The 25,652-nt window shown below is 73.1% G+C and carries 18 protein-coding genes; 11 read left to right on the top strand and 7 right to left on the bottom strand.

Going from position 1 to position 25,652, the window contains the following annotated elements:
* Positions 1-181 precede the first annotated feature (181 nt).
* From LUM46_RS16105 to LUM46_RS16075, 7 genes are all read left to right on the top strand, one after another.
* Positions 182-850, top strand: a complete 669-nt coding sequence (locus tag LUM46_RS16105; protein ID WP_274995206.1) for a DUF3000 domain-containing protein — start codon at positions 182-184, stop codon at positions 848-850.
* Positions 847-2,124 (top strand): ribonuclease D, encoded by a 1,278-nt coding sequence (locus LUM46_RS16100; protein WP_274995204.1) that lies wholly within the window; start codon positions 847-849, stop codon positions 2,122-2,124. Before LUM46_RS16105 ends, LUM46_RS16100 begins: the two co-directional genes overlap by 4 nt.
* Before the next feature lie 33 nt (positions 2,125-2,157).
* Entirely contained in the window at positions 2,158-3,213 is a 1,056-nt protein-coding gene (locus LUM46_RS16095) for a lipid II:glycine glycyltransferase FemX (RefSeq protein ID WP_274995203.1), read from the top strand.
* Between the two features lie 241 nt (positions 3,214-3,454).
* Complete coding sequence (locus LUM46_RS16090) at positions 3,455-4,705, top strand: thiolase family protein (protein WP_274995201.1); 1,251 nt, start codon at positions 3,455-3,457, stop codon at positions 4,703-4,705.
* A 3-nt stretch (positions 4,706-4,708) separates the two neighbouring features.
* The gene (locus LUM46_RS16085; protein ID WP_274995200.1) at positions 4,709-6,847 is read left to right on the top strand and encodes a 3-hydroxyacyl-CoA dehydrogenase NAD-binding domain-containing protein; all 2,139 of its coding nucleotides are present in this window, start codon (positions 4,709-4,711) and stop codon (positions 6,845-6,847) included.
* Between the two features lie 106 nt (positions 6,848-6,953).
* Positions 6,954-8,738: an NAD-binding protein gene (locus LUM46_RS16080; protein ID WP_274995199.1), complete on the top strand. Its 1,785-nt coding sequence runs from the start codon at positions 6,954-6,956 to the stop codon at positions 8,736-8,738.
* Positions 8,739-8,786: 48 nt separating this feature from the next.
* Complete coding sequence (locus tag LUM46_RS16075; RefSeq protein WP_274995198.1) at positions 8,787-10,076, top strand: APC family permease; 1,290 nt, start codon at positions 8,787-8,789, stop codon at positions 10,074-10,076.
* Here LUM46_RS16075 and pdxR read toward each other — a convergent pair.
* The gene (gene pdxR, locus LUM46_RS16070) at positions 10,030-11,454 is read right to left on the bottom strand and encodes a MocR-like pyridoxine biosynthesis transcription factor PdxR (RefSeq protein ID WP_274995197.1); all 1,425 of its coding nucleotides are present in this window, start codon (positions 11,452-11,454) and stop codon (positions 10,030-10,032) included. The genes LUM46_RS16075 and pdxR overlap by 47 nt on opposite strands.
* Before the next feature lie 100 nt (positions 11,455-11,554).
* On the opposite strand from pdxR, the gene LUM46_RS16065 reads away from it, so the two are divergent.
* Both LUM46_RS16065 and LUM46_RS16060 read left to right on the top strand, forming a co-directional pair.
* Positions 11,555-13,069 (top strand): hypothetical protein, encoded by a 1,515-nt coding sequence (locus LUM46_RS16065; RefSeq protein WP_274995196.1) that lies wholly within the window; start codon positions 11,555-11,557, stop codon positions 13,067-13,069.
* Between the two features lie 73 nt (positions 13,070-13,142).
* Positions 13,143-13,787 carry a metallophosphoesterase gene (locus tag LUM46_RS16060; RefSeq protein ID WP_274995195.1) on the top strand — a complete coding sequence of 215 codons (645 nt, stop codon included), beginning with the start codon at positions 13,143-13,145 and terminating at the stop codon, positions 13,785-13,787.
* A 163-nt stretch (positions 13,788-13,950) separates the two neighbouring features.
* On the opposite strand, the gene LUM46_RS16055 is transcribed toward LUM46_RS16060, so the two are convergent.
* The 3 genes from LUM46_RS16055 to LUM46_RS16045 all read right to left on the bottom strand — a co-directional run bounded on the left by LUM46_RS16055 (position 13,951) and on the right by LUM46_RS16045 (position 19,410).
* Entirely contained in the window at positions 13,951-14,250 is a 300-nt protein-coding gene (locus tag LUM46_RS16055) for an excisionase family DNA-binding protein (RefSeq protein ID WP_274995194.1), read from the bottom strand.
* A gap of 363 nt (positions 14,251-14,613) precedes the next feature.
* Positions 14,614-17,142: a tetratricopeptide repeat protein gene (locus LUM46_RS16050; protein WP_274995193.1), complete on the bottom strand. Its 2,529-nt coding sequence runs from the start codon at positions 17,140-17,142 to the stop codon at positions 14,614-14,616.
* Positions 17,143-17,208: 66 nt separating this feature from the next.
* Positions 17,209-19,410, bottom strand: a complete 2,202-nt coding sequence (locus LUM46_RS16045) for a DEAD/DEAH box helicase (RefSeq protein WP_274995192.1) — start codon at positions 19,408-19,410, stop codon at positions 17,209-17,211.
* Positions 19,411-19,508: 98 nt separating this feature from the next.
* Here LUM46_RS16045 and LUM46_RS16040 point away from each other — a divergent pair, with 98 nt between their 5' ends.
* The gene (locus LUM46_RS16040; RefSeq protein ID WP_274995191.1) at positions 19,509-20,165 is read left to right on the top strand and encodes a pyridoxamine 5'-phosphate oxidase family protein; all 657 of its coding nucleotides are present in this window, start codon (positions 19,509-19,511) and stop codon (positions 20,163-20,165) included.
* A 29-nt stretch (positions 20,166-20,194) separates the two neighbouring features.
* Here LUM46_RS16040 and LUM46_RS16035 read toward each other — a convergent pair whose 3' ends face one another.
* The 3 genes from LUM46_RS16035 to dxs all read right to left on the bottom strand — a co-directional run bounded on the left by LUM46_RS16035 (position 20,195) and on the right by dxs (position 24,016).
* Positions 20,195-20,860, bottom strand: a complete 666-nt coding sequence (locus LUM46_RS16035; protein ID WP_274995190.1) for a GNAT family N-acetyltransferase — start codon at positions 20,858-20,860, stop codon at positions 20,195-20,197.
* A gap of 131 nt (positions 20,861-20,991) precedes the next feature.
* Complete coding sequence (locus LUM46_RS16030; protein WP_274995189.1) at positions 20,992-22,089, bottom strand: carboxylate-amine ligase; 1,098 nt, start codon at positions 22,087-22,089, stop codon at positions 20,992-20,994.
* Positions 22,090-22,126: 37 nt separating this feature from the next.
* Positions 22,127-24,016 carry a 1-deoxy-D-xylulose-5-phosphate synthase gene (dxs, locus tag LUM46_RS16025; RefSeq protein WP_274995188.1) on the bottom strand — a complete coding sequence of 630 codons (1,890 nt, stop codon included), beginning with the start codon at positions 24,014-24,016 and terminating at the stop codon, positions 22,127-22,129.
* A gap of 172 nt (positions 24,017-24,188) precedes the next feature.
* Between dxs and LUM46_RS16020 the strand changes: the two genes are divergently transcribed.
* On the top strand, positions 24,189-25,640 hold the full coding sequence (locus LUM46_RS16020) for a GuaB1 family IMP dehydrogenase-related protein (protein ID WP_274995187.1): 1,452 nt from the start codon (positions 24,189-24,191) through the stop codon (positions 25,638-25,640).
* Positions 25,641-25,652: the final 12 nt, after the last annotated feature.

Below are 25,652 nucleotides of genomic sequence, written 5' to 3'. Positions count from 1 at the left end.
TCTTGCTCCTTAAGAAGTGGGTACGGGCCGGCGTACGCGCTTCGGCGCGCCGTGGCCCTCGGCCAGCCTAGTCGGCCGAGGTCGGGACGGTGCCGGGCCGTCCGCCGGGCGGGCAGATCACGATCCGGCGACAGCCGCGCGCCTCCGCGGGGAGACCGCCGTGCGGACGTACCGTGAAGTGGTGACCAGCGGCCCGCCCACCGGCGTCCCCGTCGACTTCGCAGCAGCGCTCGCCGACCTGCGGCGTCAGGCCCTGCGCGCCGAGGTGCGCCTCACGGAGATCCCCGCCCCGCGCCGGGTGGCGCCGTACAGCGTGGCGCTCTCGGGCGACGTGCTGCCCGGCACGCCACCGGGGCAGGCCGACCGGGACCATCCCGACGACCACGACCACGCCGAGGAGCCGCTCGCCACGGGCCGCTTCGTCGTCCTGCACGACCCGGCCGGTCAGGAGGCCTGGCACGGCACCTTCCGCGTGGTGACCCTGGTCCGGGCCACGCTCGAGCCCGAGATGGCCGCCGACCCCATGCTGGCCGACGTCGCCTGGTCCTGGGTGGGCGAGTGCCTCGAGTCCGCGGGACTCGTGCGCGGCACGGACACCGTCGCCGACGGCGGCACGGTCACCCGGGTCCTGTCGCAGAGCTACGGCGCGCTGGACGGCACGCCCGACGCGGTCGACCTCGAGATCCGGGCGTCGTGGACGCCGCTCGACACCCAGCTGGGCACCCACCTGCGCGCCTGGGCGACGCTGCTCACCATGGCCGCCGGCGTGCCTCCGCTGCCCGAGGGCGTCGCGGCGCTCACCAGGCGGTTTACCGACCGATCCAAGCAACGCCATACGGTAGGTCCATGACCACCACGGAGCGAGGAGTCCCCGCGGAGACATCGCCGCCCGTGCCGGCACCCGTCACCCCACCCGTCACCCCACTGAGCGAGCCCGCCGACGGGCTGCCCGACGTCGTGGCGACCGAGGGTGCTTTCGCACGTGTCGTCGAGGCGTTCGCGGCCGGCTCCGGGCCGGTGGCGGCCGACGCCGAGCGCGCCTCCGGGTACCGCTACGGGCAGGCCACCTACCTGGTCCAGGTACGGCGGGCGGGCGCAGGCACGGCACTGATCGACCCGATCGAGGTCCCCGACCTCTCACCGCTCGGCGCGGCCGTCGGCGACGCCGAGTTCGTGCTGCACGCCGCCTCCCAGGACCTGCCGGGGCTGGCCGAGCACGGCCTGCGCCCCGCGCGCGTCTTCGACACCGAGCTGGCCGCCCGGCTGCTCGGCATGGAACGCGTGGGGCTCGCCGCCGTCGTGGGCGAGGTGCTCGGGCTGGGCCTGGCGAAGGAGCACTCGGCGGTCGACTGGTCCACCCGCCCGCTGCCCGAGGACTGGCTGCGGTACGCCGCGCTCGACGTCGAGGTGCTCGTCGAGCTGCGTGACCGCCTCGCGGAACGGCTCGCGGACGCCGGCAAGTCCGAGTGGGCTGCCCAGGAGTTCGAGGCGGTGCGCACCGCCGCCCCGCCGGCGCCGCGGGTCGACCCGTGGCGGCGCACGTCCGGCATGCACGTGCTGCGCAACCCGCGCCAGGTCGCCGCCGTCCGGGCGATGTGGCTGGCCCGGGACGCGAGCGCCCAGGCACGTGACATCTCCCCGGGCCGGGTGCTGCCCGACCGGGCGATCGTCGCGGCGGCGAAGGCCATGCCGAAGACGGCCGGCCAGCTCGTGGCACTGCCGGAGTTCGCGGGCAAGGGCACCAAGCGGCGTGCGGCCTACTGGCAGAAGGCGATCGACGAGGCGCGCGCCCTGCCCGAGGCCGAGCTGCCGTCCGTCCGAGGGCCGCGCACCGACGGCCCGCCCCCGCCGCGCACCTGGGGCGACCGCGACCCGACGGCCGCCCGCCGCCTCACGGCGGCCCGCGAGCTCGTGACGGCGCTCTCCGGGGAGCTGCACGTCCCGGTCGAGAACCTGCTGCAGCCCGACGCGCTGCGCCGCCTGTGCTGGACGCCGCCGATGCCGGCCGACGCCGCGGCCATCACCGAGTTCCTGCGGGGTCGCGGCGCCCGGGAGTGGCAGCTGAAGCTGCTGGCGGGCGGCCTGGAGCGGGTGTTCGCCGACGCGGCACCCGAACAGGTGTGAAAGGGCCGCCCCACCCCCAGTAGAGTCGTCCCCATGCCAGCCCTGTCGGAGCCCATCACGCTCGCCGTCGACGTCGTCACCGATCCTTCGACCTGGGACCGCGAGGTTCTCGCCCTGGGCGGACACCCGCTCCAGCTGTGGGGATGGGGCGAGGTCAAGGCCGCGGGCAACTGGCGCGCGCACCGTCTGCGCGTGGTCGAGGACGGCACGACCGTCGGCCTGGCGCAGCTGCTCGTGCGGCCGCTGCCCGCCCAGTTCCGGGCGCTGTCCTACGTGCCGCGCGGACCGGTCGTCGCGCACCACGACGGCGAGACCGCGCAGGCGGTCTTCGGTGTCGGTGACTCCGCCACCCGCAACGCCGTGACGAACACCGTCGTGGAGTGGGCGCGCGAGAACGTGGGCGGCGTCGGCATCACCATCGAGCCGGACTGGCCGGCAGGCACCCAGCTGGACCTGGCCGGGCGGCGGTACGCGCCGAACCAGATCCTGATCCCCAGCACGCTGATCCTCGACCTCACCAAGACGGGCGACGAGCTGCTGGCGGACATGCGCAAGTCCACGCGGTACGAGATCCGCAAGGGCAGCCGCTCGGGCCTCGACATCCGCCGGGTGACGGAGGAGAAGGAGGTGCTGCGGGTGCTCGACGTCTACAAGGAGACCGCCCAGCGCGCCGGCTTCGCCATCCACTCCGACGAGTACTACCTCGACATCCACCGCTCGCTGGGCGACAAGTCGGTGCTGGTGGCCACGTACGTCGACGACGTGCCCGCCTGCTTCGCGTGGTGCGTCAACTCGGCGAGCACCTCGTTCCTGCTGTACGGCGGCGGCAACGACGCCGGCCGCAAGGCCACGGCCACCGCGCCGACCTACTGGCGCACCATCGAGATCGCCCAGGAGCAGGGCCTCGTGCGGTACGACATGAACGGCCTGCTCAACGACGGCATCAGCGACTTCAAGAAGAGCTTCGCCAAGCACACGGACGAGCTGGTCGGCTCGATCGACGTCGCGTTCTCCCGCTGGTACAACACCTGGAACACCGCCTTGCCGACGGCGAAGAAGGTAGTCCGCAAGCTCCGCGGCAACGGCTGACCCCCACCCCCGCCCACACCCTCGTTGAGTGCTGGGTATTTGCGGCTCGCGCACGTCTGAGCCCGCAGATATCCAGCACTCAACGAGGGTTTTTGGGTGGGCGAGACTGCGTTTCAGATGGGTCCGGACCGGGTCTCAGATCGTGCGTGCTTTTTACCGGTACTCGCGGTAGCGTGTATCTCGATCCAGCGGCGTCGCTCACCGGACGTCGCCGTCCCGAAAACCCCCAGGAGTTCTGCTGATGACCGCAGCCCCGGAATCACCGCGTGCCCGCCGTGCGGTACGTGACGTCGTCTTCGTCGACGGCGCCCGTACGCCCTTCGGCAAGGCCAAGCCCGACGGCCTCTACGCAGAGACGCGTGCCGACGACCTCATCGTGAAGGTGGTGCGCGAGCTGCTCCGGCGCCACCCCGAGCTCCCCCCGGAGCGGATCGACGAGGTGGCCATCGCCGCCACCACGCAGCAGGGCGACCAGGGGCTGACGCTCGGCCGCACGGTCGGCATGCTCGCCGGTCTCCCCCAGTCCGTGCCGGGCTACGCCATCGACCGCATGTGCGCCGGGGCCATGACCGCCGCGACCACGACCGCCGCCGGCATCGCCATGGGCGCCGCCGACGTCGTGATCGCGGGCGGGGTGGAGCACATGGGCCGCCACCCGATGGGCTTCGACGCGGACGTGAACCCCCGGTTCGTGGCCGAGAAGCTCGTGGACCCGCAGTCCCTGAACATGGGCGTCACCGCGGAGAACCTGCACGACAAGTTCCCGCAGCTCACCAAGGAGCGCGCCGACCGGTTCGCCGTCGAGTCGCAGGCCAAGTACGCGAAGGCGCTGGCCAACGGCAACATCGACCCCGACCTCGTCCCGGTCGCGGTCCGCTCCTCCGAGCGGGGCTGGGGCCTGGCCACCACCGACGAGCTGCCCCGTCCCGAGACCACCTTCGAGTCCATCCAGGGCCTCAAGACGCCGTTCCGCGCGGGGGGCCGGGTCACCCCCGCCACGTCCTCCCCGCTGACGGACGGCGCGACCGGCGCCATCCTCGCGGCCGGCGACGTCGCCGCCGAGCTGGGCCTGCCCGCGAAGATGCGCATGGTCTCGTACGGCTACGCGGGCGTGCCCCCGGAGATCATGGGCTACGGCCCCGTGCCCTCCACGGACAGGGCCCTGGGGACCGCAGGCCTGACGATCGACGACATCGGCCTGTTCGAGCTGAACGAGGCGTTCGCCGTTCAGGTGCTGTCCTTCCTGGACCACTACGGCATCGCCGACGACGACCCGCGCGTCAACCCGTACGGCGGCGCCATCGCCATGGGCCACCCCCTGGCCGGCTCCGGCGTGCGCCTGATGACGCAGCTCGCCCGGCAGTTCGAGCAGCACCCCGAGGTCCGGTACGGGCTCACCGCCATGTGCGTGGGCCTGGGCCAGGGCGGCAGCGTCATCTGGGAGAACCCCCACCACGCCGACTACTCCGGCCACACGGACGAGGAGAACTGACCAGTGTCTGAGACCCCTTCGACGACCTCCGGCGCCCCTACGGAGCGCGTCACCCACTCCCTGGTCCGCGACGTCGACCTGCCCGGCGGCGCCGGCGTCCTCGCGCTGGTCACGCTCGACAACGGCCTGGACCACACCAAGCCGAACACGTTCGGACCGGCCGGCATGGCCGAGCTCAAGGCGGCGCTCGAGGTCATCCGCACCCGTGCGGAGTCCGGCGAGATCGCTGCCGTCGGCGTCACCGGCAAGCCCTACTTCGTCGCCGCGGGCGCCGACCTCAAGGGCGTCACCGCCGTGCACGGCCACGACGAGGCGCTCGAGCTGGGCCGCATGGGCCACGCCGCGTACACGATCCTCGGCGACCTGCGCGCGACGACCGGTGTGCCGACCTTCGCGTTCGTCAACGGCCTGGCCCTCGGCGGCGGCCTCGAGGTAGCGCTCAACTGCGACTACCGCACCGTGGCGTCCGACGCCGCGGCGCTCGGCCTGCCCGAGACCGGCATCGGCCTCATCCCCGGCTGGGGCGGCGCCTACCTCGTGCCGCGTCTGGTCGGCGTCGAGAAGGCGGTCGAGGTCATCCTCACGCGGCCCGCCGCGAACAAGCCGTACAAGCCGGCCGAGGCCCTCAAGATCGGCCTGGTCGACGAGCTGTTCGAGGCCGCCGACTTCCTGGAGCAGTCCATCATCTGGGCCGCCAAGGTGGTCACCGGAGAGATCGAGGTGCCCCGCCGCGAGCTCGACCCGCAGCCCGTGTGGGACGCCGTCGTCGCCGCCACGAAGGAGCGGCTCGACGCCGTCGTCGGCACGTCGCGCCCCGCACCGCACCGCGCGCTGGAGCTGATCGCCGGCGCCCGGAACGCGATCAGGACCGACGCGTTCGACGCGGAGGACCAGGCCCTGGCGGACCTGATCATGTCCGACGAGATGCGTGCCAGCATCTACGCGTTCAACCTCGTCGGCGGCGGCAAGAAGCCGCAGGGCGCCCCGGACCCCCAGCTCGCCCGCCCGATCACCAAGGTCGGCGTCGTCGGCGCCGGTCTGATGGCCGCGCAGATGGCGTTCCTCTTCGCGCAGCGTCTCGGTGTCCCCGTCGTCATGCGCGACCTGGACCAGGAGCGGGTGGACAAGGGCCTGGCGTTCGTCCGCGAGACCGCGGAGAAGCTCGCCGGCCGCGGACGCCTCTCCCCCGACGCCGCGACCCGCATCGTGTCGTCGGTGTCCGGCACCACCGACATCGGCGAGTTCGCCTCGTGCGACTTCGTGATCGAGGCCGTCACCGAGGTGATGGGGCTCAAGAAGAAGGTGTTCGCCGAGCTGGAGGGCGTCATCTCCCCCGAGACGGTCCTGGCGACCAACACCTCGGCGCTGTCCGTCACCGAGATGGCGGCGGACCTGCAGCACCCCGAGCGCGTGGTCGGCATCCACTTCTTCAACCCGGTGGCCCAGATGCCGCTGGTCGAGGTGATCAACGCGCAGGAGACCTCGGACGAGGCCCTCGCCACGGCGTTCGCCATCACGAAGAAGCTCCGCAAGACGGCGATCATGTCGGCCGACCGCCCCGGCTTCATCGTCAACCGCCTCCTGCTGCTCGTGATGGGCCAGGTCCTTGCCGCCATCGAGAACGGAACGCCGGTCGAGGTGGCCGACCGCGCGCTCGCGCCCCTCGGCTTCCCGATGCCGACCTTCGAGCTGACGGACCTCGTGGGGCCGGCCGTGGCGCACCACGTGCTCACCTCGCTGCGCGAGGACCTCGGCGACCGCATCCCGGAGTCGCCGGGTCTGGCCAAGATCGTCGAGGACGGCGTCCGCGTGGTGCTCGACGCGCCCGCCAAGGGGCTGCCCAAGCCGGTGGACCCGGCCATCCAGGAGGTCTTCGGCCCCGCCCGTCCGGGCGAGCCCGGCGTGCTCGACGCAGACGGCGTGCTCGACTCCGTGCTCACGGCGCTGACCACCGAGATCGGCCTCATGCTGGACGAGGGCGTCGTACCCGGCCCGCAGCAGATCGACCTCGCGATGATCCTCGGCGCCGGCTGGGGCTTCCACACCGGCGGCATCACGCCGTACCTGGACCGCACCGGCTACAGCGAGAAGGTCCTGGGCAAGCGGTTCCTGCCCGACGGCGTGGCGAACGTCCCCGCCTGATCCCGGGACCGGGCCGGTAGCGCCCGACGACTTCACCCGGACCCTCCGACGACGAGCGCGCACGTCGCGCCCTCGTTGTCGGAGGGTCCCGCTACGCTCTGCGACCATGACAGACGCCGGGCATCCGGGCACGCACGCGCACTACGTCGTCGTCGGCGACAACCCCCTCGCCTTCCGCCTGACTCGAGCGCTCAGCACGCGGTTCAAGGGCACCGTAACGGTCATCGTGCCGGACAGCACGTCCCGGTACGCCCAGGAGATGGGGGCGATCGACCGGGTCACCCTCCTCGAGGCGGAGCGCATCGACGAGGAGGCCCTCGCGGACGCCGGAGCGGGCCACGCGTCCGCCGCCGCCCTCGTGCACCAGGACGACGGCGGCAACGTCGCCCTCGCGCTGCTGCTGCGTGAGGCCTGGCCCGAGCTGCACGTCGTGGTCCGGATCTTCGACGAGTCGCTCGGCCGGCACCTGCAGCGCGACCGCTGCACCGTGCTGTCCGCGTCCGCGTTCGCGGCGCCCGAGATCGTCGGCGCCGCGCTGCGCCGCCTCATCCGCCTCCCGGTGGAGCACCGCCGCCTCGTCGCCGTCGTGGACGGCGAGACGTCCCTGGCCACCCGCATGGTGCTGTTCGCGACCGCCGCGGACGGCACCGTCACGGCGCTGCCGAGCGCTGAGGCCCTGCAGGACCTCACGCCGAAGGTCCATCTGGCGGATGCCGCCGAGGACGACGTGCTGCCGGAGGTCAAGGCCGACCTCGAGCCCGACGAGGACGAGGTGGACCCGCACCGGCGCCGGCGGTTCGGCGAGTACCTCCGCACGCTCGCGATCACCTCGGGGTGGAACCTGCTGCTCGCGGCCGGCGTCCTGCTCGTCGTCGTGCTCGTCGGTGCGCTCACGATCATGCTCGCCACCGGTTCGTCCTGGGCCGGTGCGCTGTACGAGGCGGTGCTGCCGTCCCTGGCCGGCAGCGACCCGGACCACGACGCGAACCCGGTGGTCAAGGTCACCCAGGTGGTCCTGACGGTCGTGAGCGTCGCGGTCATCCCGTGGGTCACCGGTGTGGTGGTCGACGGCGTGGTGCGCACCCAGCGCCTGCTCGACGCCGGTTCCCCGCTGCACCCGATGTCGGACCACGTGGTGGTCGTGGGCCTCGGCGATCTCGGCACCCGCATCGTGCGGTCCCTGGACCGGCGCGGTGTGCCGGTGGTCGCCGTCGACTTCGACGAGTCCGCCCGCGGTATCGCCGTCGCGCGCTCCCGCGACGTCCCCGTCGTGATCGGCGACGCCCGCCGCGCGGCGGTCCTGCGTGCCGCGTACGTCGACGCGGCCCAAGCGATCGTGGTGGTCACGAGCGGCGGCGCGACGACCATCGGCATCGGCTTCGCCGCCCGGTCGATCCCCCGGACCAAGGACGCGCCGCGGCAGCTCCGCACGGTCCTGCGGGTCTTCGACAAGGACCTGTCGCGGCGCATCCGGCGCGAGATCCCCGACTCGGTGGGGCTCAGCTCCTCGTTCCTCGCGGCGCCGTCGTTCGCCGCGGCGATGATCGGCCAGGAGGTCAAGGCGACGGTGCCCTACCTGGACCGGGTCCTGGTGCTCGCCGAGATCATGATCATGGAGGGCAGCGAGCTCGCCACCATGCACCCCACCGCCGTCGACTTCGACGGCACCGCGGCGGACGGCGACGACGTGAAGAGCCGGCTGCTGGCGATCCGCACCAAGAACCTGGGAGGCGGTGGGGGCGGCCGCACCATCGAGCCGTCGGAGGGCTGGTACCTGACCGGCGGGACGACGATCGTCGTCATCGCGACCACCGCCGGGCTGCGGCGGCTGCGGACGCTCGCGCGAGCTCCGGCCCTCAGCGGGCAAGCCGCAACTGGCCTGAACGACTGACCCGGGATCGGCCCGTTCGACGGTCCACCGGGCGCATAGCGTCAGGGCATGCAGAACGGACTCAGCGTCCCCCAGGGGGCCGCACTCACCCTCGGTGCCATGCTCGGCACCGGCGTCATCTCCCTCCCGGCCCTCGCGGCGGGTGCGGCAGGCCCGGCGTCCCTGGTCGCGTGGGCGGCGCTCGTGCTCCTGTCCGTGCCGCTCGCTACGACGTTCGCCGCGCTCGGCGCACGCCACCCCGACGGCGGCGGTGTGGCCACCTACGCCCGGCTCGCCTTCGGCGAGCGGGCGTCCACCATGGTCGGCTGGGCCTTCTACGGGACCATCGGCGTGGGCGCTCCCGCAGCGGCCGGCTTCGCCGGCGCGTACGTCGCCGACGCGACGGGCGGCGGTACCGGGACGGCGCTGGCCACCACGGTCGCGATCATCGCGGCGTGCGCGGTCATGAACTGGTTCGACCTGCGGGTGTCCGGCACGGCGCAGCTCGTCATCGCGGGGGCGGTGGCGCTCCTGCTGGCCGTCGCCGTGGTCGTGGCGCTGCCGCACGCTCAGGTCGCCCACCTGACGCCGTTCGCCCCGCACGGCTGGGGCGCGGCGGGTTCCGCGGCGGCGCTGCTGGTCTGGGCCTTCGCCGGCTGGGAGATCCTGGGCTCGCTCTCCGCCGAGTACCGCGACCCTGCCCGGGACATCCCGCGTGCCACGGCCATCGCGGTGGGGGCCGTCGGCGTGCTCTACCTGGGCGTCGCGTTCGCGACGGTGGCGGCGCTCGGGCCGGCGCCTGGTCCCGCGCCGCTCTCGGACCTGCTCGTGCTCGGGTTCGGGGAGAACGCGCGGCCCGTCACCACGGTGCTGGCCGTGCTGCTGACCGTCGGCGCCATCAACGTCTACTTCGCGGGCGGCAGCCGGATGGGCGCCGCACTGGCCCGCGACGGCGCACTCCCGAGGTGGCTCGCCACCGCGCCCGGCCGCACCCCGCGCCGTTCCCTCGCGCTCATCACCGCGGTCGCCCTCGGCACGACGGCGCTGCTCGCCGCCCTGCACCAGTCCACCGACGCGATCGTGCTCATGGCGACAGCCACGTTCTCCCTGCTCTACGTGGTGGGCACGGCCGCGGCGCTGCGGCTCCTGCCGCGGCGAGGCATCAGCTGGTGGTGCGCGGCCGTGTCACTGGTCGCGGCGATCGGGCTGCTCGTGATGACCGGACCGCACATGTTGGGACCGGTGCTCGCCGCACTGGGCGGCCTGGCCTGGGCGACGTGGCGCCGGCGGCGCGCACGCGCCATCGCGGCGGTCACGGCGCCAGCAGATGCTCCAGCACCCGAATACCTGGCCGGATAGTGCTCGTGACCGCACCGCCGATCCCGAGCACGACCCCGTCGCGGTGCGGGCCCACCGCGTAGGTGCCGAGGGAGTCCAGGGCAACCGACCGCCGTCGGGCACGCGCCACGAGCTCCCGCGAGCCCAGCGCGGCGTCCGCGGGCAGGTGGGCCGCCACGTGCAGGCCCGCTGCCGTCGGCACCGGCTCCACCGGGAGGTCCTTCAGGGCGTCGAGCAGGATCTCGTACCGCTCGGTGTAGCGCGCCGAGGCCTTGCGGACGTGGCGGGCGAGCAGCCCGTCGTCGATGAGGCGCGCGAGCGCCGCCTGCACGTGCACGGCGCCGTGTCCGTCGGTGAGCTGACGGGCCGCGAGCAGCGCGTCCCGGAGCGACGACGGCGCCACCAGGTACCCGACACGCAGGCCGGGGAGCAGCGACTTCGAGAACGTGCCGACATAGACGACGCGCCCGTCCCGGTCGAGGGCCTGCAACGACTCCAGCGGACGGCGGGCACGGCGGAACTCGCTGTCGTAGTCGTCCTCGATCACCGCTGCCCCGTGGCGTGCGGCGTGCGCGAGCAGGGCCCGTCGCCGGGCGAGCGACAGCGGCATGCCGAGGGGGAACTGGTGCGACGGCGTGGTGTAGACCAGGCGCGCCCGAGCCGGGATCTTCTCGACGACCAGGCCCTCCGCGTCGACGGGCACCGGCACCACCCGGGCGCCGTGCAGCGTGAAGAGCTCGCGCGCCTCGGGGTAGCCCGGGTCCTCCATGGCGACGACGTCCCCCGGTTCGAGCAGCACGCGCGCCACGAGGTCGAGCGCCTGCTGCGCGCCGGTCGTCGCGACGAGGTCGTCGGGCCCCGCACGGACCCCGCGCGAGCCTGCCACGTAGCGGGCGACGGCCTCCCGGAACCGGGGCAGGCCCGCCGGGCCGGAGTACGAGCCCGCCGTACGACCGGCGCGCGACTCCGCGGCCAGCAGGCGGCGCCAGGTGTCGAAGGGGAAGAGGCTCGCATCCGGGATACCCACCCGGAAGTCGTGCGCGGGGACGGCCACGTCGCCGCTCGTGGGACGTGGGGCCCAGCGCCAGCCTGCCCGGGGACGCAGCGCGCCCGGACGGTGCCGCACGGACGGGGTGTCGCTCGCCGCAGCCGTGGCGAACGTGCCCGACCCGGGCCGCGTCTCCAGGAAACCCTCCGCCACGAGCCGGTCGTAGGCTTCTGTGACGCTCGCGCGCGAGACGCCGAGATCCCTGGCCAGATCCCGGGACGAGGGCAGCCGCTCCCCTGCCGGGATCCTGCCCCCGGTCAGGGCCGCGTGCAGCGCGCGGTAGATGGCATCGGTACGTCCGGTGCGCTGGCTCAGGTCGACGGCGAGGTCCACCCGCTGATCATTGCCCATCACGGAGCTCATTACAGTTCGGACTCAAGGGTCAATTCACCCGGCCGACGAGGACCTTTTCGCCGCTTTCGGGTAGTTATCGGCTCTAGCATCGCGGCTCATGAGCACCGAGACCGCACCGACGGCGAGCCCATCCGAGGAGCCGGGCGACGCGCCCTCCGACAGCACCGACGACACCACCGACGTGACGCCCGCCCGCCCGCTGACCGCCGCCCTGCTCAACCTGAGCGGTCTCGGCCTGGGCTACCTCCACCTGCGGGCCTGGCTCCGCCTGGTCGTCGCGCTGGCCGCCACGGCGGCGCTGGCCTGGCTCGCGCTGCCGATCGAGCGCGAACCGATCGCCGTCTGGTGGGCGCTCGGCTACCTGGGCGCCCTCGGCCTGTTCGCGCTGGACGCGGCACTCCTCGCCCGGCGCCGCACACGGCGCGAGACGCCGCGGCGCACCGTCTGGGCGCCCCGCGCCGCAGGCCGCGTCGGGTGGGCAACCCTCGCCGTCGTCCCGATCCTGGCCCTCGCGTACGTGGTGACGCAGCACGAGGTGCTGGAGCAGCACCTCGCGTACGACCTGGACCGCGCGGAGCAGAGCCTGGACGGGATGCCCAGCGCCTTCGCGTCGTACAAGGAGCCGTACGACGTCGCGTACGCGACGTACCTCCGGACAGCGGCGGAGCACCCGGAGACACGTGCCGCGGGCCGCGTGCCCGGTCTGATCGACGATCTGTACGCCCGGGCCAAGGGCACGGAGGTGTGCAACACGCTCACCGCGGTGCGGCACTTCGCCGAGCCCGGGACGCCCGGCCCGCTCCGGTCCGTCGCGGAGAGCGAGCTGCCCGGTGCCCTCCACGGCTGCGGCATGCAGTTCGTCGAGGACGGGGAGCTCCGGGCCGCGCAGCGGCCGCTGACCGAGCTGATGGCGGACCACCCGGCCAGCGAGCCGGCCGCAGCACTTCCGGACGACCTCGCATCGTGGCGGGACGGCCTGATCAAACGGCTCGCGCAGAAGAACGGCTGCACCGACACGGCCGCGGTGACAGGCTCGACCGGCTTTCTGGCCGGGTTCGATTCCGGCACGCTGAGCGCACTGGCCGACAAGACCCGGAAGCGGGTGCCCGCCGGACTGCTCGAGTGCGCCGTCCGGCAGTTCGAGGCGGAGGACCACTTCGCCGCGGAAGCGAACCTGAAGGGCCTCCTCGACTCGTACCCGAGGGCGAAGGAGGCCAAGTACGCCGAGCGGCTCCAGATCGCTTCTGCCATCGCACGGCTGAGCCCGGAGTCAGGTGTCACGTTCCCCCCGCGCTCCGAGCCCGCAGGCAGCGTGACGCTGACCATCTACAACTACAGCCCGGACCAGTTCGAGATGGTCTACACCGGGCCGGCCACCGGTGTCGTCACGATCGACCCGTGCGAGAACTGCACCTACTACGCCAAGGGCGACCAGCCCGAATGCTCCGGCTACTCCCTCACGATCCCGAGCCAGACCGTCGTTCTCCCCGCAGGCGACTACACCACGGCCACCCGGCAGGACGGCGTCGTCATCCCCTGGCAAGGCGGGGACGCCGACGAGGCGAGCTACACCACCGACAGCTGGTTGTGCACCTGGAACTACGAGCGCTGAGCACCCGACAGGCTCCCGCGCCGCAGAATTCGTTTCCCCGGCGACCCGGGAGCCTGTTGAATGTCGTTCCGACATGACTACGTACTACACGTCCGACCAGCACTTCGGGCACCTGAACATCATCCGCTTCTGCGACCGCCCCTTCCCCGGTGCCCCCGCCATGAACGCCCGGCTCGTCGAGCTCTGGAACGAGACCGTCTCCGACGACGACACCGTGTGGGTGCTGGGCGACGTCGCGCTGGGCGCGCTCGACGAGTCGCTCGCCCACGTCGACCGGCTGGCTGGGCGCAAGATCCTGGTTCCCGGCAACCACGACCGCTGCTGGGAGGGTGAGCGCACGCTGCGCAAGGGCGAACCGGAGGCTCGCGAGCGGCGTCGCACCAAGGAACGACAGCGCTACCTGGACGCGGGCTTCGCCGAGATCCACGACCGGCCCGACCCGGTCGCCGTCGGCGGCCAGAACGTCGTGCTGTCGCACTTCCCGTTCGAGGGCGACTCGCACGGGGAGGACCGGTTCGTGGAGTACCGCCCCGTGGACCGTGGCTCCTGGGTGGTGCACGGCCACGTGCACAACACCTGGCGGCAGCGTGGCCGGCAGATCAACGTCGGCGTCGACGCATGGGGCGGGCGGCCCGTACCCGCTGCGGCCATCGCCGCTCTGCTGGCCGACGGCCCGCGCGACCTGGAGCCGCTGAGCTGGGAACGACCCGAGCCGTGACCCGGTCGGTGGCATCGCCAGTGGTACGGGCCCGTAAGGACAAGAGCGCACGTTCTCAGATGATGAACGTGCGCCCAGGCGTCAGGGGGCGCGGCGTCGCCGGTGTGCGAGGCACGCGCACTGCGTCAGCGGAAGCGCCAGGGCGCCGACCGCCGCGCGGGGGTCATGCGGATACGAGGGACTCCGAGTCGCGGTGCTCGCGGTCCGACTTGTAGGACGCGATCTCCGCTGCGTTGAACATCAGGTCGCTGCCGACCATGTGGTAGTCGATCTCACCTGCCTCGAGAAGGTCGATGACGTGCAGCTTCGACACTCCCAGCAGACGCGCGGCTTCGAGCGCTGTCAGGTCCTGGTCGGGTCGGTTGACTTCTGCTTCCAATGTGATTTCGTTCACACGCCCAGTCTTGCGCCTTGACGCCGCAGGAGTCCAGTCGAATCGGTGCGAGTTGCGAGATTCGATCATGATTCTTTTCTCCCTCACGCTCAAGGATGCGGAAAAGGACGTCAGTGTGTGGGCGCAGACAACTCGGTCATTCCACCTGTCGTCCGCGAGAACACGGGCTTTGTCGCGCCGTTCGAGACGCCGAGGACGGCGGCCGAAGAGAAGGAGCGCGGCAAAGCCTTTCACCCGACCGGAAATAGCGGGTGTGACCTCAGATGGACACTTCCCGGGCGTCATGTGGGCACGATCCATTCACCCGCTCGGAACGCGCTCGACCTCTTCAGGAAAAGGCTTCCGGAGGGTTCAGAACGAGCGCGACCCATGGTCGGGACCAGCTCGTTCCACCTCGCCGAGCACAGCTCTGCGGTGACCGGGACCGAGTCCTCAGACGGTCTGCGCCCCGCCCAGCTCCTCCGCCTCGGCCCGGGCCCGCCGGGCCTCGTCGAACCGCTCCTGGTCGTGCAGCGCGAGCGCCAGCACCCGCAGTGCCTCCGCGAGCCGTGGCGCGTACTTCGGCGCGTTCTGGGCGGCGAGCTCCCGCAGGATCGTCACCGCCTCGCCCGCGGGCTCCACCGCCTCGTCACCGAGCCGGCGGACCGCGAAGATCGAGCCCAGGTTCGTCAGCGACTGCGCCAGCCAGGGCCGGTAGCGGTGCGGGTCGCCGGCGGCCAGCTCACGCCAGGTCCTGGTCGCCTCACGCTCCGCGTTGAGGGCGTCCTGCGGCCGGTCCAGCCGGGAGCAGGTCACCCCGAGGGCGGACAGCGCCTCGGCCAACCCTGGCACGTACCGGCCTGGGTTGTCGGCGGCGAGCCGCCGCTGTACCTCGACCGCCTCCTGCTGCAGCCCGAGCCCTTCGTCCCGCCTGCCGAGGTCGGAGAGCTGTGTGCCCAGCGCCCGGAGGGAGTACGCGAGGTCCGCCAGGTACCGGCCGGGGTTCTCCTCGGCCGTCCGGCGCCGGATCTCGACCGCCTCCTCGAGGTACCGCAGCGCCTCCTGACCCCGGCCCTGGTCCGTGAGCACGCTGCCCATGACCTCCAGGGAGTCGCCCAGCGCCGACATGTGCTCGTCCGGGTCGGAGGCGGCCAGCCGACGCCGGATCTCCAGCGACTCCTCGGCGGCCTGGCCGGCCTCCGCTCCCCGGCCGAGCTCCCGCAGCCGCCGGGCCACGTTCATCAGGGACAGCGCCAGCGCCCCCGTGAACCGGCCGGGGTGACGGCCCGCGATCCGGCGCCCGAGCTCCACCGCCTCACGGCTCGGCGCGAGCGCGGCCAGCGGCTTTCCCAGCTCCGCGAACGTCACGGCCAGGTTCGACACCGCCGCCGTCAGGTCGAGCGTCACCACGCCGGGGTGCTCGGCGTCGACGAGCCGGAGCAGCTCGACCGCCTCCTCCTCGCACCGCAGCGCGTCCTGCGGCCGCCCCTGGTCGGAGAACGTGGTGCCCATGTTCGCGAGCAGCGCGGCCAGGCGCGGCCGGAACCGGTGCGGGTCGGACCCGGCCAGCTCACGGAGCAGGACGACGGCCTGCCGCTCGTAGCGCTCGGCATCCGCGGCGCGGCCCACCTCGCCGAGCGCCATGCCGACGTCGCGCAGGGCCTCGGCGCGGTCCGCGGGGTCACCGGCCGAGGTGGCGGCGAGCGTGCGCAGCGCCAGCTCGGCGCGCAGCTCACCCAGCGCGAGCGACGGGTGCGGGAGCGCCCCGGTGACGGAACGCAGCACGTCACCGTCCTCCGGAAGGACCGCGACCGTCGCTCCGAGCTGGTCGAGGGCTGCGCCCGGGTCCGCCGACCGGCCGTCGAGCCGGTCCGCGACGATGCCGGCCACGCGCAGGGCCGCCCGCCGCGCCGACGGCGTCGCGGCCCCTGCGAGGCACGCCCCGAGCAGCCGTGGTGTGTCCGTCAGCTCGGCCAGCAGGTGCGGGTCCACCAGGCGCCGGGGCAGCGCCCGCTGCGGGTCCAGACCGACCAGCCACCGCCCGACGTCGGCCTCCGCGCCCGGCCGCACACCCGGCACGACGCCCGCCACGCGACGTACGAGGTTCTCCGCCGCGTCCGCGGTGCGCACGCCGGTGAGCGTCGCGGCCGCGACCAGGCAGTCGATGGCCTCGGACCGGAACCCGGGTTCGCCGAGCAGCCCGGCGTCGTCCGCCGAGCGGAACCAGGCCCAGCGCTCGTGCTCGAGCAGCTCGCCGAGAGCGTCGGACACGTCGACGGGCAGCGCGCCCAGCGGCCTCCGCGCCTGCGTGCGCAGGACGGCGCAGAGCGCCGCCGCGTGCAGGTCGAGCATCCGGGCTCCGCCGGGCACCGAGGCGACGGCGACCCGCGGCACGGCGACCCCGAGTGCCCGCGCGTACGGCTCCACGAACGCGGCGACGAGCCGGGCGTCCACCTGCCCGGGGAGCACCTCGGTGGCCAGGTCGTCACCGGCCCGCGCCGGCTCGAGCAGTGCCCGGACCGCCAGGTCGGTCGCGGTGAGCCGGTCGAACCACGGCCCGACACCGCGCGCGACCAGCAGGATGCGGAGCGCGCCGTTGCGGCCGCGAGCAGCCCTCCGGAGGAGCTCCGCGAGCGCCGGGCCGCGCGTCTCGGCGTCGTCGAGCACCAGGAGCGCGGGGGCGCCGTCCGGTACGGCGGCGAGCGCCGCGGGTTCCGCGCCGTCGGGCACGTCGAGGCAGGTCCAGCCGGCGTGGGCCATCGCGTGTGCCGCCTCGCGGGCGAGGCGCGTCTTCCCGACGCCGCGCGGTCCGCTGACCAGCCGGATCGCTACCGCCTCCTGGCCCGTGCACCAGTCGAGGAGTGCCGCGAGCTCGGCGGCGCGCCCCACGAACGGCACCATGCGTCGGGCCGGTGCGAGCAGCCGACCGGGCGAGAGGGTGGGTGTGACCGTCGCACCGGGTGGTGACGTCAGCAGGGACACGACGTCAGTGAACCTCAATCCCGATTGAACCGGATATCACACCCCAATGGATTGCCGACGGTCATCTCATGGTGTGCGGCTCAGTCGTTCCTGCTCCTCGGCCAGGATCGTCCGGGACAGAGAGGTCGCGGACGGCGCCGCGACGTCCACGGCCGAGGGCGAGGCGTCGGTGATCTCGGACTGGCGGGCGAACTCCTCGAAGAGCGCCGACTTGGACCCGAGGATCTCCATCATCCGCTGGTCCACGGACTGCTCGACCAGCAGCCGGTGCACCTGGACCGTGCGCGTCTGGCCCATGCGGTGTGCGCGGGCGACGGCCTGCGCCTCGATGGTGGGCTTGACCTGCGGCTCGCAGAAGATGACCACGCTCGCGGCCTGCACGTTCAAGCCGACTCCCCCGGCGGTGATCTGGCTGACCAGCACGGAGGGCCCATCGGGCTCGGACAGGGCGTCCACCATGGCCTGCCGCTCGTGCACGGGCACCGAGCCGTTCAGCGGGCCGACCGCGAGATCTCCGAGCAGGTCCATCACCTTTTCCAGGACCGACAGGAAGTACGAGAAGACGATGACGCGGCGGCCGCCGTCGACGGCCTCGGTGACCAGCTCCCGCAGGCGCACCAGCTTGGCGGAGTCGGCGGCGTCGGACACCGCGAAGGCGGCCTGCCGCATCGCCATGAAGCTGCCGGCGAGCACGGCGTCGCGGTAGGCGGCGCCGTCCACGGGGCCGAACTGCTCCCACTCCTCGACCTGCACCATCTCGGGCAGCTCGGTGAGCACGTCCTCCTGGTTGCGTCGCAGGTAGGCGGGCGCGACGATCCGGCGGAAGGCCCTGGCTCCGGACAGGTCGGCGTTCGGGTCGAGCTGTCCGGCGACCTCGGGCTGCAGGTAGCCCACCATGTTCTTGAACTCGGCGACCTTGTTCTCCATCGGCGTGCCGGACAGGAACAGGACGCGGTCGGACCGGTCCGCCCAGCGCCGTACCTCGCGGCCGCGGATGGTGTCGGGGTTCTTCACGTAGTGTGCCTCGTCCACGACCAGGAGCGCCGGCGTGAGGTCGTACGGGAGGTCGAGCCGGCCCAGCACCTCGAACGTCGTGATCGCGACGCCGCCGCCGTCGAGCCAGGCGGCCGCCGTCCTCTCCCGGTCGTTGCCGTGCATCACCACCGCCGTCAGGTCGGAGTGCTGCTCCACCTCGCGCTTCCAGTTCGTGACGACGCTCGCCGGGCACACCACCAGCACGTGCGTGCCGCCGGTGGCCACGAGGTGGGCGGCCACGGCGATCGACTGCATGGTCTTGCCCAGGCCCATCTCGTCGCCGAGGATCGTGCGGCGCTGCACCAGCGCATACCTGGCGCCGAACTGCTGGTAGCCGCGCAGGTTGGCGCGCAGCAGGGTGCGGTCCAGCGGCTGCGCCTCGACCCGTCGCACGACGTCGGCGGGCAGGCCGCCCTCGGCGGCCTCGTGGTCGTCGCCCAGGTCCACGACCTGCGACAGCAGCCCGTAGTACTCCGCCGACCGGGCCTCGAAGTCCGCCCACACCTCCGCGGCCTCCGGCGGCTGCCCGACGGCGGCGCGCACCGCCCGCGCGTCGTCCGTGAGCCGCGCGGCGGCCACCTGGTCCGCGAGCGCGGAGACCGCCGCGAAGGCCGCGGCCCTGCGGTCGGCGGGCGCCAGCAGGCGGCGCCAGCGGCTCCCGGCGAGGGCGGCGGGTTCCAGCTGCCCCGGTACGACGGCGGCCGCGCGGCGCGCCTCGTCCAGGTGGCGGTGGCGGGCGTCGGTGGCCAGCCCGAACGCGTACAGGGTCTGGACGAGCACCGTGGCGTACGGGTCGTCGGGGTCCACGTCGATGCGGAACCGCAGGTCGGCGTCCACCTCGTCCGCGAGCTCGCGCGCCGCGCTGGTGGCGAGCTTCGCCGTCCCGGCACCGATGCCCGCCTCGACGAGCCGGTCCGTACCTGCCACGAGCACCTGCGTGACGTGCTTGAACCCTGCCTTCTCCAGGACGGCTACCCGCAGCTTCTTGCGCCGGTCCTCCAGGGCCGAGACGCCGACCGTGCGCAGGTCGGCGTGCACGCGCACCTCGCGGGTGGCCGTGTAGGCGTCGCGGACGCGCTCGCGCAGGCCGACGTCCGCGGTGGTGAGCAGCCGGGCGTCGTCGAGCAGCGCCTGGGCCTGCTCCACGACGCGGCGGGCCGCGCGCACCTTCCAGGGTCGGGGCGAGCCGGCGGGGGCATCGGCGGGGCTAGGGAGGGTGGTCTGCTCGGTCATGGCGCTGCGAGCGTACCCGGATGGTCTGACATGCCCCATTCGCGTGGTGCGCGTCAGTTCACTGGTCGCGACCGGCGTGCCCGGCCTATGTTGAGGTCATGACCCACGAGCTGAGCAGCCGGCCGACCAGGTTCGGCGGAACGACCGTCAGCACCGTCGAGGAGCTCCGCGAGATCATCCCGCCGCCCCTCGGTCCTGCCGCCGGCAAGGTGCGCACCGCCCTGCACGAGCTCGACCGGCAGTGGCTCGAGGCCTCGCCCCTGTGCCTGGTCGCGACGTCGGACGCCGACGGCAACCTCGATGTCTCCCCCAAGGGCGACCCGGCCGGCTCGCTGGTGCGCATCCTGGACGACCGCACCATCGCCATCCCGGAGCGCCCCGGCAACCGGCGCACCGACGGGTATCTCAACGTGCTCGAGAACCCGCACGTGGGCCTGATCTTCGTGATCCCCGGCCGTGGTGACACGCTGCGGGTCAACGGCTCCGCCCGCATCGTGCGCGACGCGCCGTACCTCGCGGAGCTCCAGGTGCGCCGCAACCTCCCGGTGCTCGCCCTCGAGGTCGACATCGAGGAGGTCTTCCACCACTGCTCCAAGGCCTTCCTGCGCTCCAAGGCGTGGGACCCCGACGCGTGGGACCTGGAGACGGTGCCCCGCCGCGCCGTGATCGCGCACACCCTGGAGCGTCCGGAACAGACCCTCGCCGAAGTCGAGCAGCACTACGGCCCGCAGTACGCCGAGACGATCTACGGCTGACCGGCCAGGACCTGGAAGGACCTGAGCGGCTAGGACCGGGGGTCCATCGTGAGCATCGCCCGGACCGGGGCCACACCCTCCAGCGTGACGTCCAGCCGGTGCGCGTCCGGGCGCGCGGCCCACGCCTCGCGCGTCATGCGGTACCGGTTCTCGGTGGCGGGCTCGCCCTGCCGCTCCTGCCGCACGACGCCGTTCGGCGTGTAGCCGAGCGCACGCGTCACCCCGTTCGACTCCGGGTTGTCGTCGAACGCCTCCGTCGTGGCGTCGACGGCATCGAACCCCTCGAACAGCAGGTGCAGGGCCATCAAGCGCATCCGCTTGCCGATGCCCTGGCCGTGGTGGTCCAGGCCCAGCCACGAACCGGTCCCGCCCGTCCGCGTCACGCCGAACGCCCTGCCGCCCACGCTCTGGATGCCGATCGGCTCCCCGTGCCGGAAGACCGCGAGCTCCAGCGCCCAGAGCTCCGGCGACATCTTGCCGCGCGCCGACCAGTGGAACTGCAGGAGACTGCGGCGCACCTCGGCCGGCTCTCCGACGTTCCAGGGAAACACGAACGGCCGCCGCTCGGGCGGGTGGATGCCGGCCACGACGAGGTCCGCCAGGCGGAGCAGCTCGGCGTCGTCGGGCAGGCGCAGCTCGAGGTCGCCGCAGGCGACCCGGAGGCCGAACGGCGGGAAGGCGCTGGCGAGATCCATGCACGAACGGTTCCAGGCTCGCTCCCGGCCGGGCAACCTGAATTCCGGACGGCGACGGAGGGTCGGCCATACCCAGGCGGCGGGACATCGCCGGCAACTACTGGTGAGCGCCGCTCACCGGCCGCGTGAGCTCACAGCAGCGTCGCGTCGGCCGCGCGCCGGGCGACCGCGGCGAGGTCTCCGTCCGCCTCGGCGGCCCAGGACCGCTGGCGCGTCGCCCCGTCCCCGCCGGACCAGAGCCCGCCCAGCAGCTCGGTCACGGTGTCGAGGTCGCCCATGTCCGCCAGTGCGTCACGGACGTGGTCGACCAGCGCGCCGACGACGTCGTGCGCCGCGGCGGGCCGCCAGGTCCGCGGGTCCAGCAGGTCGCCGCCGAGCCCGGAACGTCCGGCCCGCCAGAGCGCCGTGCGCAGGATCTCGACGGGCACGTCGGGCGCCGGGGCGTCGGCCGCCCGCGCGGCCGTCTCGACGAGCCCGCGCGCCAGCGCGGCCAGCAGCGTCGCGATGTCGGCGGAGAGGCACACGTCGGCGACCCGGATCTCGACGGTGGGATAGCGGGCGGACAGCCGTGCGTCGAAGTAGACCATCCCCTCGTCCAGGATGGTGCCGGTCGCGACCAGGCCGTCGACCGCGGCGTGGTACGCCTCCGGGGTGCCGAAGTGGCGCGTCGGGCCCGCCGTGTGCCAGCGCGACCAGACCTGGGAGCGGAAGCTCGCGTACCCGGAGTCGTCGCCCATCCAGTACGGCGAGTTCGAGGACAGCGCCAGGAGCGGCGCGAGCCAGGGCCCGATGCGGTCGAGGACGGCGACGCCCTCGGCGTCGTCCGCCACCGCGACGTGCACGTGACAGCCGCTGGTCAGCTGCTCGCGAGCCGTCAGGCCGAACTCGGCGCGCGCCAGGAGGTACCGGAGCTTGCCGACCGTCGTGCCGGCGAGCGCCAGGGGTGAGGTGCCCAGGGCGGCGATGCGGGCGTCGTGCCGGTCGGCCGCCGCCTGGGCGCCGGCCCGGCCCTCCCGGATCGCGGCGGCGATCTCCTCCAGCGTCGAGTGCGGCGCCGTGGCCGTCTCGATCTGCTCCTCCATGAGCTCGTGCTCGAGCGGCCCGTCGGCCGGCTCCGCACTGCCGAGCACGTCGCGGGCTCGTGGGATGGGGGCCCCGTCGTGCCCGATCAGCATCAGCTCTTCCTCGACGCCGACGGTCCGCCTGGTCGCAGTTCCTGTGCCGCTCACCAGGGAAGTCTCACACGTCTGCGACGGTGCTCGCCGCTCACAGCAGCGCGAGAGCCGCGAGCGCGTCGCGCGTCGCGTCCGCGGCGGTCATCCGCTGCGCCTTGACGATGTGGTCGCGGCTCGCATGGTCGAGGAACGCCACGGGCAGGCCGACGTGCACCTGCGGCGTCCCGATGCCCTGCTCCCCGGCGCGCTGCGCGAGCATGTCACCCACGCCGCCGTCGACCACGCCGTCCTCCAGCGTCACCACGAGGTCGTGCTCGCCGCACAGCTTGACCAGGTTCTCCGGGACGGGCAGCACCCAGGTCGGGGCCGCGACGGTGATCTCGACGCCGTGCGCCGCGAGCGCCGCACCGGTGTCCATGGCGCAGCCCGCCATGGAGCCCACGCCGACGACGAGCACGCGGCGGGTCGCCCCGCCGCTCGAGCCTGCCGGCGAGAACCGCCCCACGACGTCCACGCCGTCGAGCTCCTCGACGGCCGGGATGTCGTCGCCCACGGCGCCCTTGGGGTACCGGACCACGGTGGGCGCGTCGTCGACGTCGACGGCGGCGCGCAGCGCGGCGCGCAGCGTCGTCTCGTCGCGCGGGGCGGCCAGGCGCAGCCCGGGCACGATCCGCAGCATCGCCATGTCCCACATGCCGTTGTGGCTGGCACCGTCGTCACCGGTGATGCCCGCGCGGTCCAGGACGAAGGTGACGCCGGCCTTGTGCAGGGCCACGTCCATGAGCACCTGGTCGAACGCCCGGTTCAGGAACGTCGCGTACACGGCGACGACGGGGTGCAGCCCGGCGAAGGCCATGCCGGCGGCCGAGGTCACGGCGTGCTGCTCGGCGATGCCGACGTCGAAGGTGCGCTCCGGGAACTGCTCCTGGAACGGCGCGAGCCCGACGGGGTGCAGCATGGCGGCGGTGATCGCGACGACGTCGGGCCGCCGGCGGCCGATCTGCACGATCTCGTCGGCGAAGATCTTGGTCCAGCCGAACCGGCTGGGCGCCACGGGCAGCCCGGTCTCGGGGTGGATCACGCCGACGGCATGGAACCGGTCGGCGATGTCCTCCTCGGCGGGCTTGTACCCGCGGCCCTTCTCCGTGATCGCGTGCACGATCACCGGACGGCCGTAGGCCTTGGCGCGGCCGAGCGCCCGCTCGAGCGCCTCGGTGTCGTGGCCGTCGACGGGGCCGATGTACTTGATGCCGAGGTCCTCGAACAGACCCTGCGGGGCCACGACGTCCTTGAGGCCCTTCTTCAGGCCGTGCAGCCAGCGCCAGGCGAAGCGTCCTGGCGGGCCGGAGCGGTGCAGGGCGCGCGTGCCCCAGCTGAGGAAGGCCTCGTAGCCGCTGGTGGTGCGCAGCGTGTCGAGGTGGTTCGCGAGGCCGCCGATGGTCGGCGAGTAGGACCGGCCGTTGTCGTTGACGACGACCACGAGCTTGCGGTCCCGGCTCTCGGCGATGTTGTTCAGCGCCTCCCAGGCCATACCGCCCGTGAGGGCGCCGTCGCCGATGACGGCGACGACGTGGTCGTCCTTGCCCCGCACCTGGTTGGCCTTGGCGATGCCGTCCGCCCAGGACAGCGCGGTGGAGGCGTGGGAGTTCTCCACGACGTCGTGCGGGGACTCGGCGCGGCTCGGGTAGCCCGACATGCCGCCACGCTTGCGCAGCTCCGAGAAGTCCTGCCGGCCCGTGAGCAGCTTGTGCACGTAGGCCTGGTGGCCGGTGTCGAACACGATGGCGTCACGCGGCGAGTCGAAGATCCGGTGCATGGCGATGGTCAGCTCGACGACGCCCAGGTTCGGGCCCAGGTGGCCGCCCGTGCGCGAGACGCTCTCCACGAGGAACCTGCGGATCTCCTCGGCGAGCTCCGGCATCTGGCCGGGCGTCATCGCCCGGACGTCCTCAGGCGAACGGATGTCGCTCAGCAGGCCCATGCTCGTCCTCTCGTCGTGCCCCCAGCAGGGGAATCGGGGCCCCACTCTAAGGGGCTCCGGCCTCTCCACTGTGCCACGAGAGTCTCGCCTCCCTCGGCTGTCTCCGATACCTCCACAACGATGTGGCCGGACTCATAGGCAGGGCGTGCAGAAGTCTTTACTGTTGGTGAACGTGCGATTCCTCCCCGAGCAGAGCCCTGCCACCGACCTCACCTACGGCGACGTCTTCCTCGTGCCGTCGCGCTCGGACGTCACGTCGCGGTTCGACGTCGACCTCGCGTCCGACGACGGCACCGGCACGACGATCCCCGTCGTCGTCGCCAACATGACCGCCGTGGCGGGCCGCCGCATGGCGGAGACCGTCGCGCGGCGCGGCGGTATCGCGATCCTCCCGCAGGACGTCCCGGCCGACGTCGTGGCGGGCGTGGTCGCCGACGTGAAGGCGAAGGACCCCGTCATCGAGACGCCGGTGGTGGTCTCCCCGCACGACACCGTGGCCAGCGTGCTGAACCTGCTCGGCAAGCGCTCGCACGGCGCTGCCGTCGTCGTCGAGGACGACCGGCCCGTCGGCGTCGTGACGGAGTCGGACTGCACCGACGTGGACCGGTTCACCCGGGTCGCCGAGGTGATGTCCGCCGAGCCCCGCATCCTGGACGCCGCCCTCCTGGACAGCCCCGGCGGGCTGGAGGCCGCGTACGACGTGCTGCACTCCGCGCGCCTCGACCTGGCGCCGGTGGTGCGCGACGGGCGCCTCGCGGGAATCCTGACCCGCAAGGGCGCGCTGCGCTCGTCGATCTACTCCCCCGCCCTGGACGCCTCGGGCTCGCTGCGCATCGGGGCCGCCGTCGGTATCAACGGCGACGTCGCCACGAAGGCGAAGGACCTGCTCGCAGCCGGTGTGGACGTGCTCGTGGTCGACACCGCGCACGGCCACCAGACCAAGATGCTCGCCGCCCTGGAGGCCGTACGGTCCGTCGACCCGACCGTGCCGGTGGTGGCGGGCAACGTCGTCACCGCCGCGGGTGTGCGCGACCTGGTGGCCGCGGGCGCCGACATCCTCAAGGTCGGCGTGGGCCCGGGCGCGATGTGCACCACGCGCATGCAGACCGGCGTCGGCCGGCCGCAGTTCTCCGCGGTCCTGGAGTGCGCGGCGGCGGCCCGCGAGCTCGGCAAGCACGTCTGGGCCGACGGCGGCGTGCGTCACCCCCGCGACGTCGCCCTGGCGCTGGCCGCCGGGGCCTCGCAGGTGATGGTGGGCTCCTGGTTCGCCGGCACGCACGAGTCGCCCGGCGACCTGAAGTCCGACGGCACGGGCCGGCTCTACAAGGACTCGTTCGGCATGGCCTCGGCGCGCGCGGTCGCGGCCCGCAACTCCGGTGCGGGGACCGCGTTCGCGCGCGCCCGCAAGGCGCTCTACGAGGAGGGCATCTCCACCGGCAAGATGTACCTCGACCCGGCCCGGCCGGGGGTCGAGGACCTGCTCGACGAGATCACGTCGGGCCTGCGGTCCTCCTGCACCTACGCGGGCGCGCGCTCGCTCGCCGAGTTCTCCGAGCGTGCCGTGGTCGGCATCCAGTCGGCAGCGGGCTACCAGGAGGGCATGCCGGTCGCCACGAGCTGGTGACCACGCCCGAGG

The sequence above is a fragment of the Promicromonospora iranensis genome (assembly GCF_028994805.1).
Lineage (GTDB): Bacteria > Actinomycetota > Actinomycetes > Actinomycetales > Cellulomonadaceae > Promicromonospora > Promicromonospora iranensis.
Note: the sequence above shows the minus strand (reverse complement) of the source record. Positions and strands in the feature narration are given on the sequence as shown.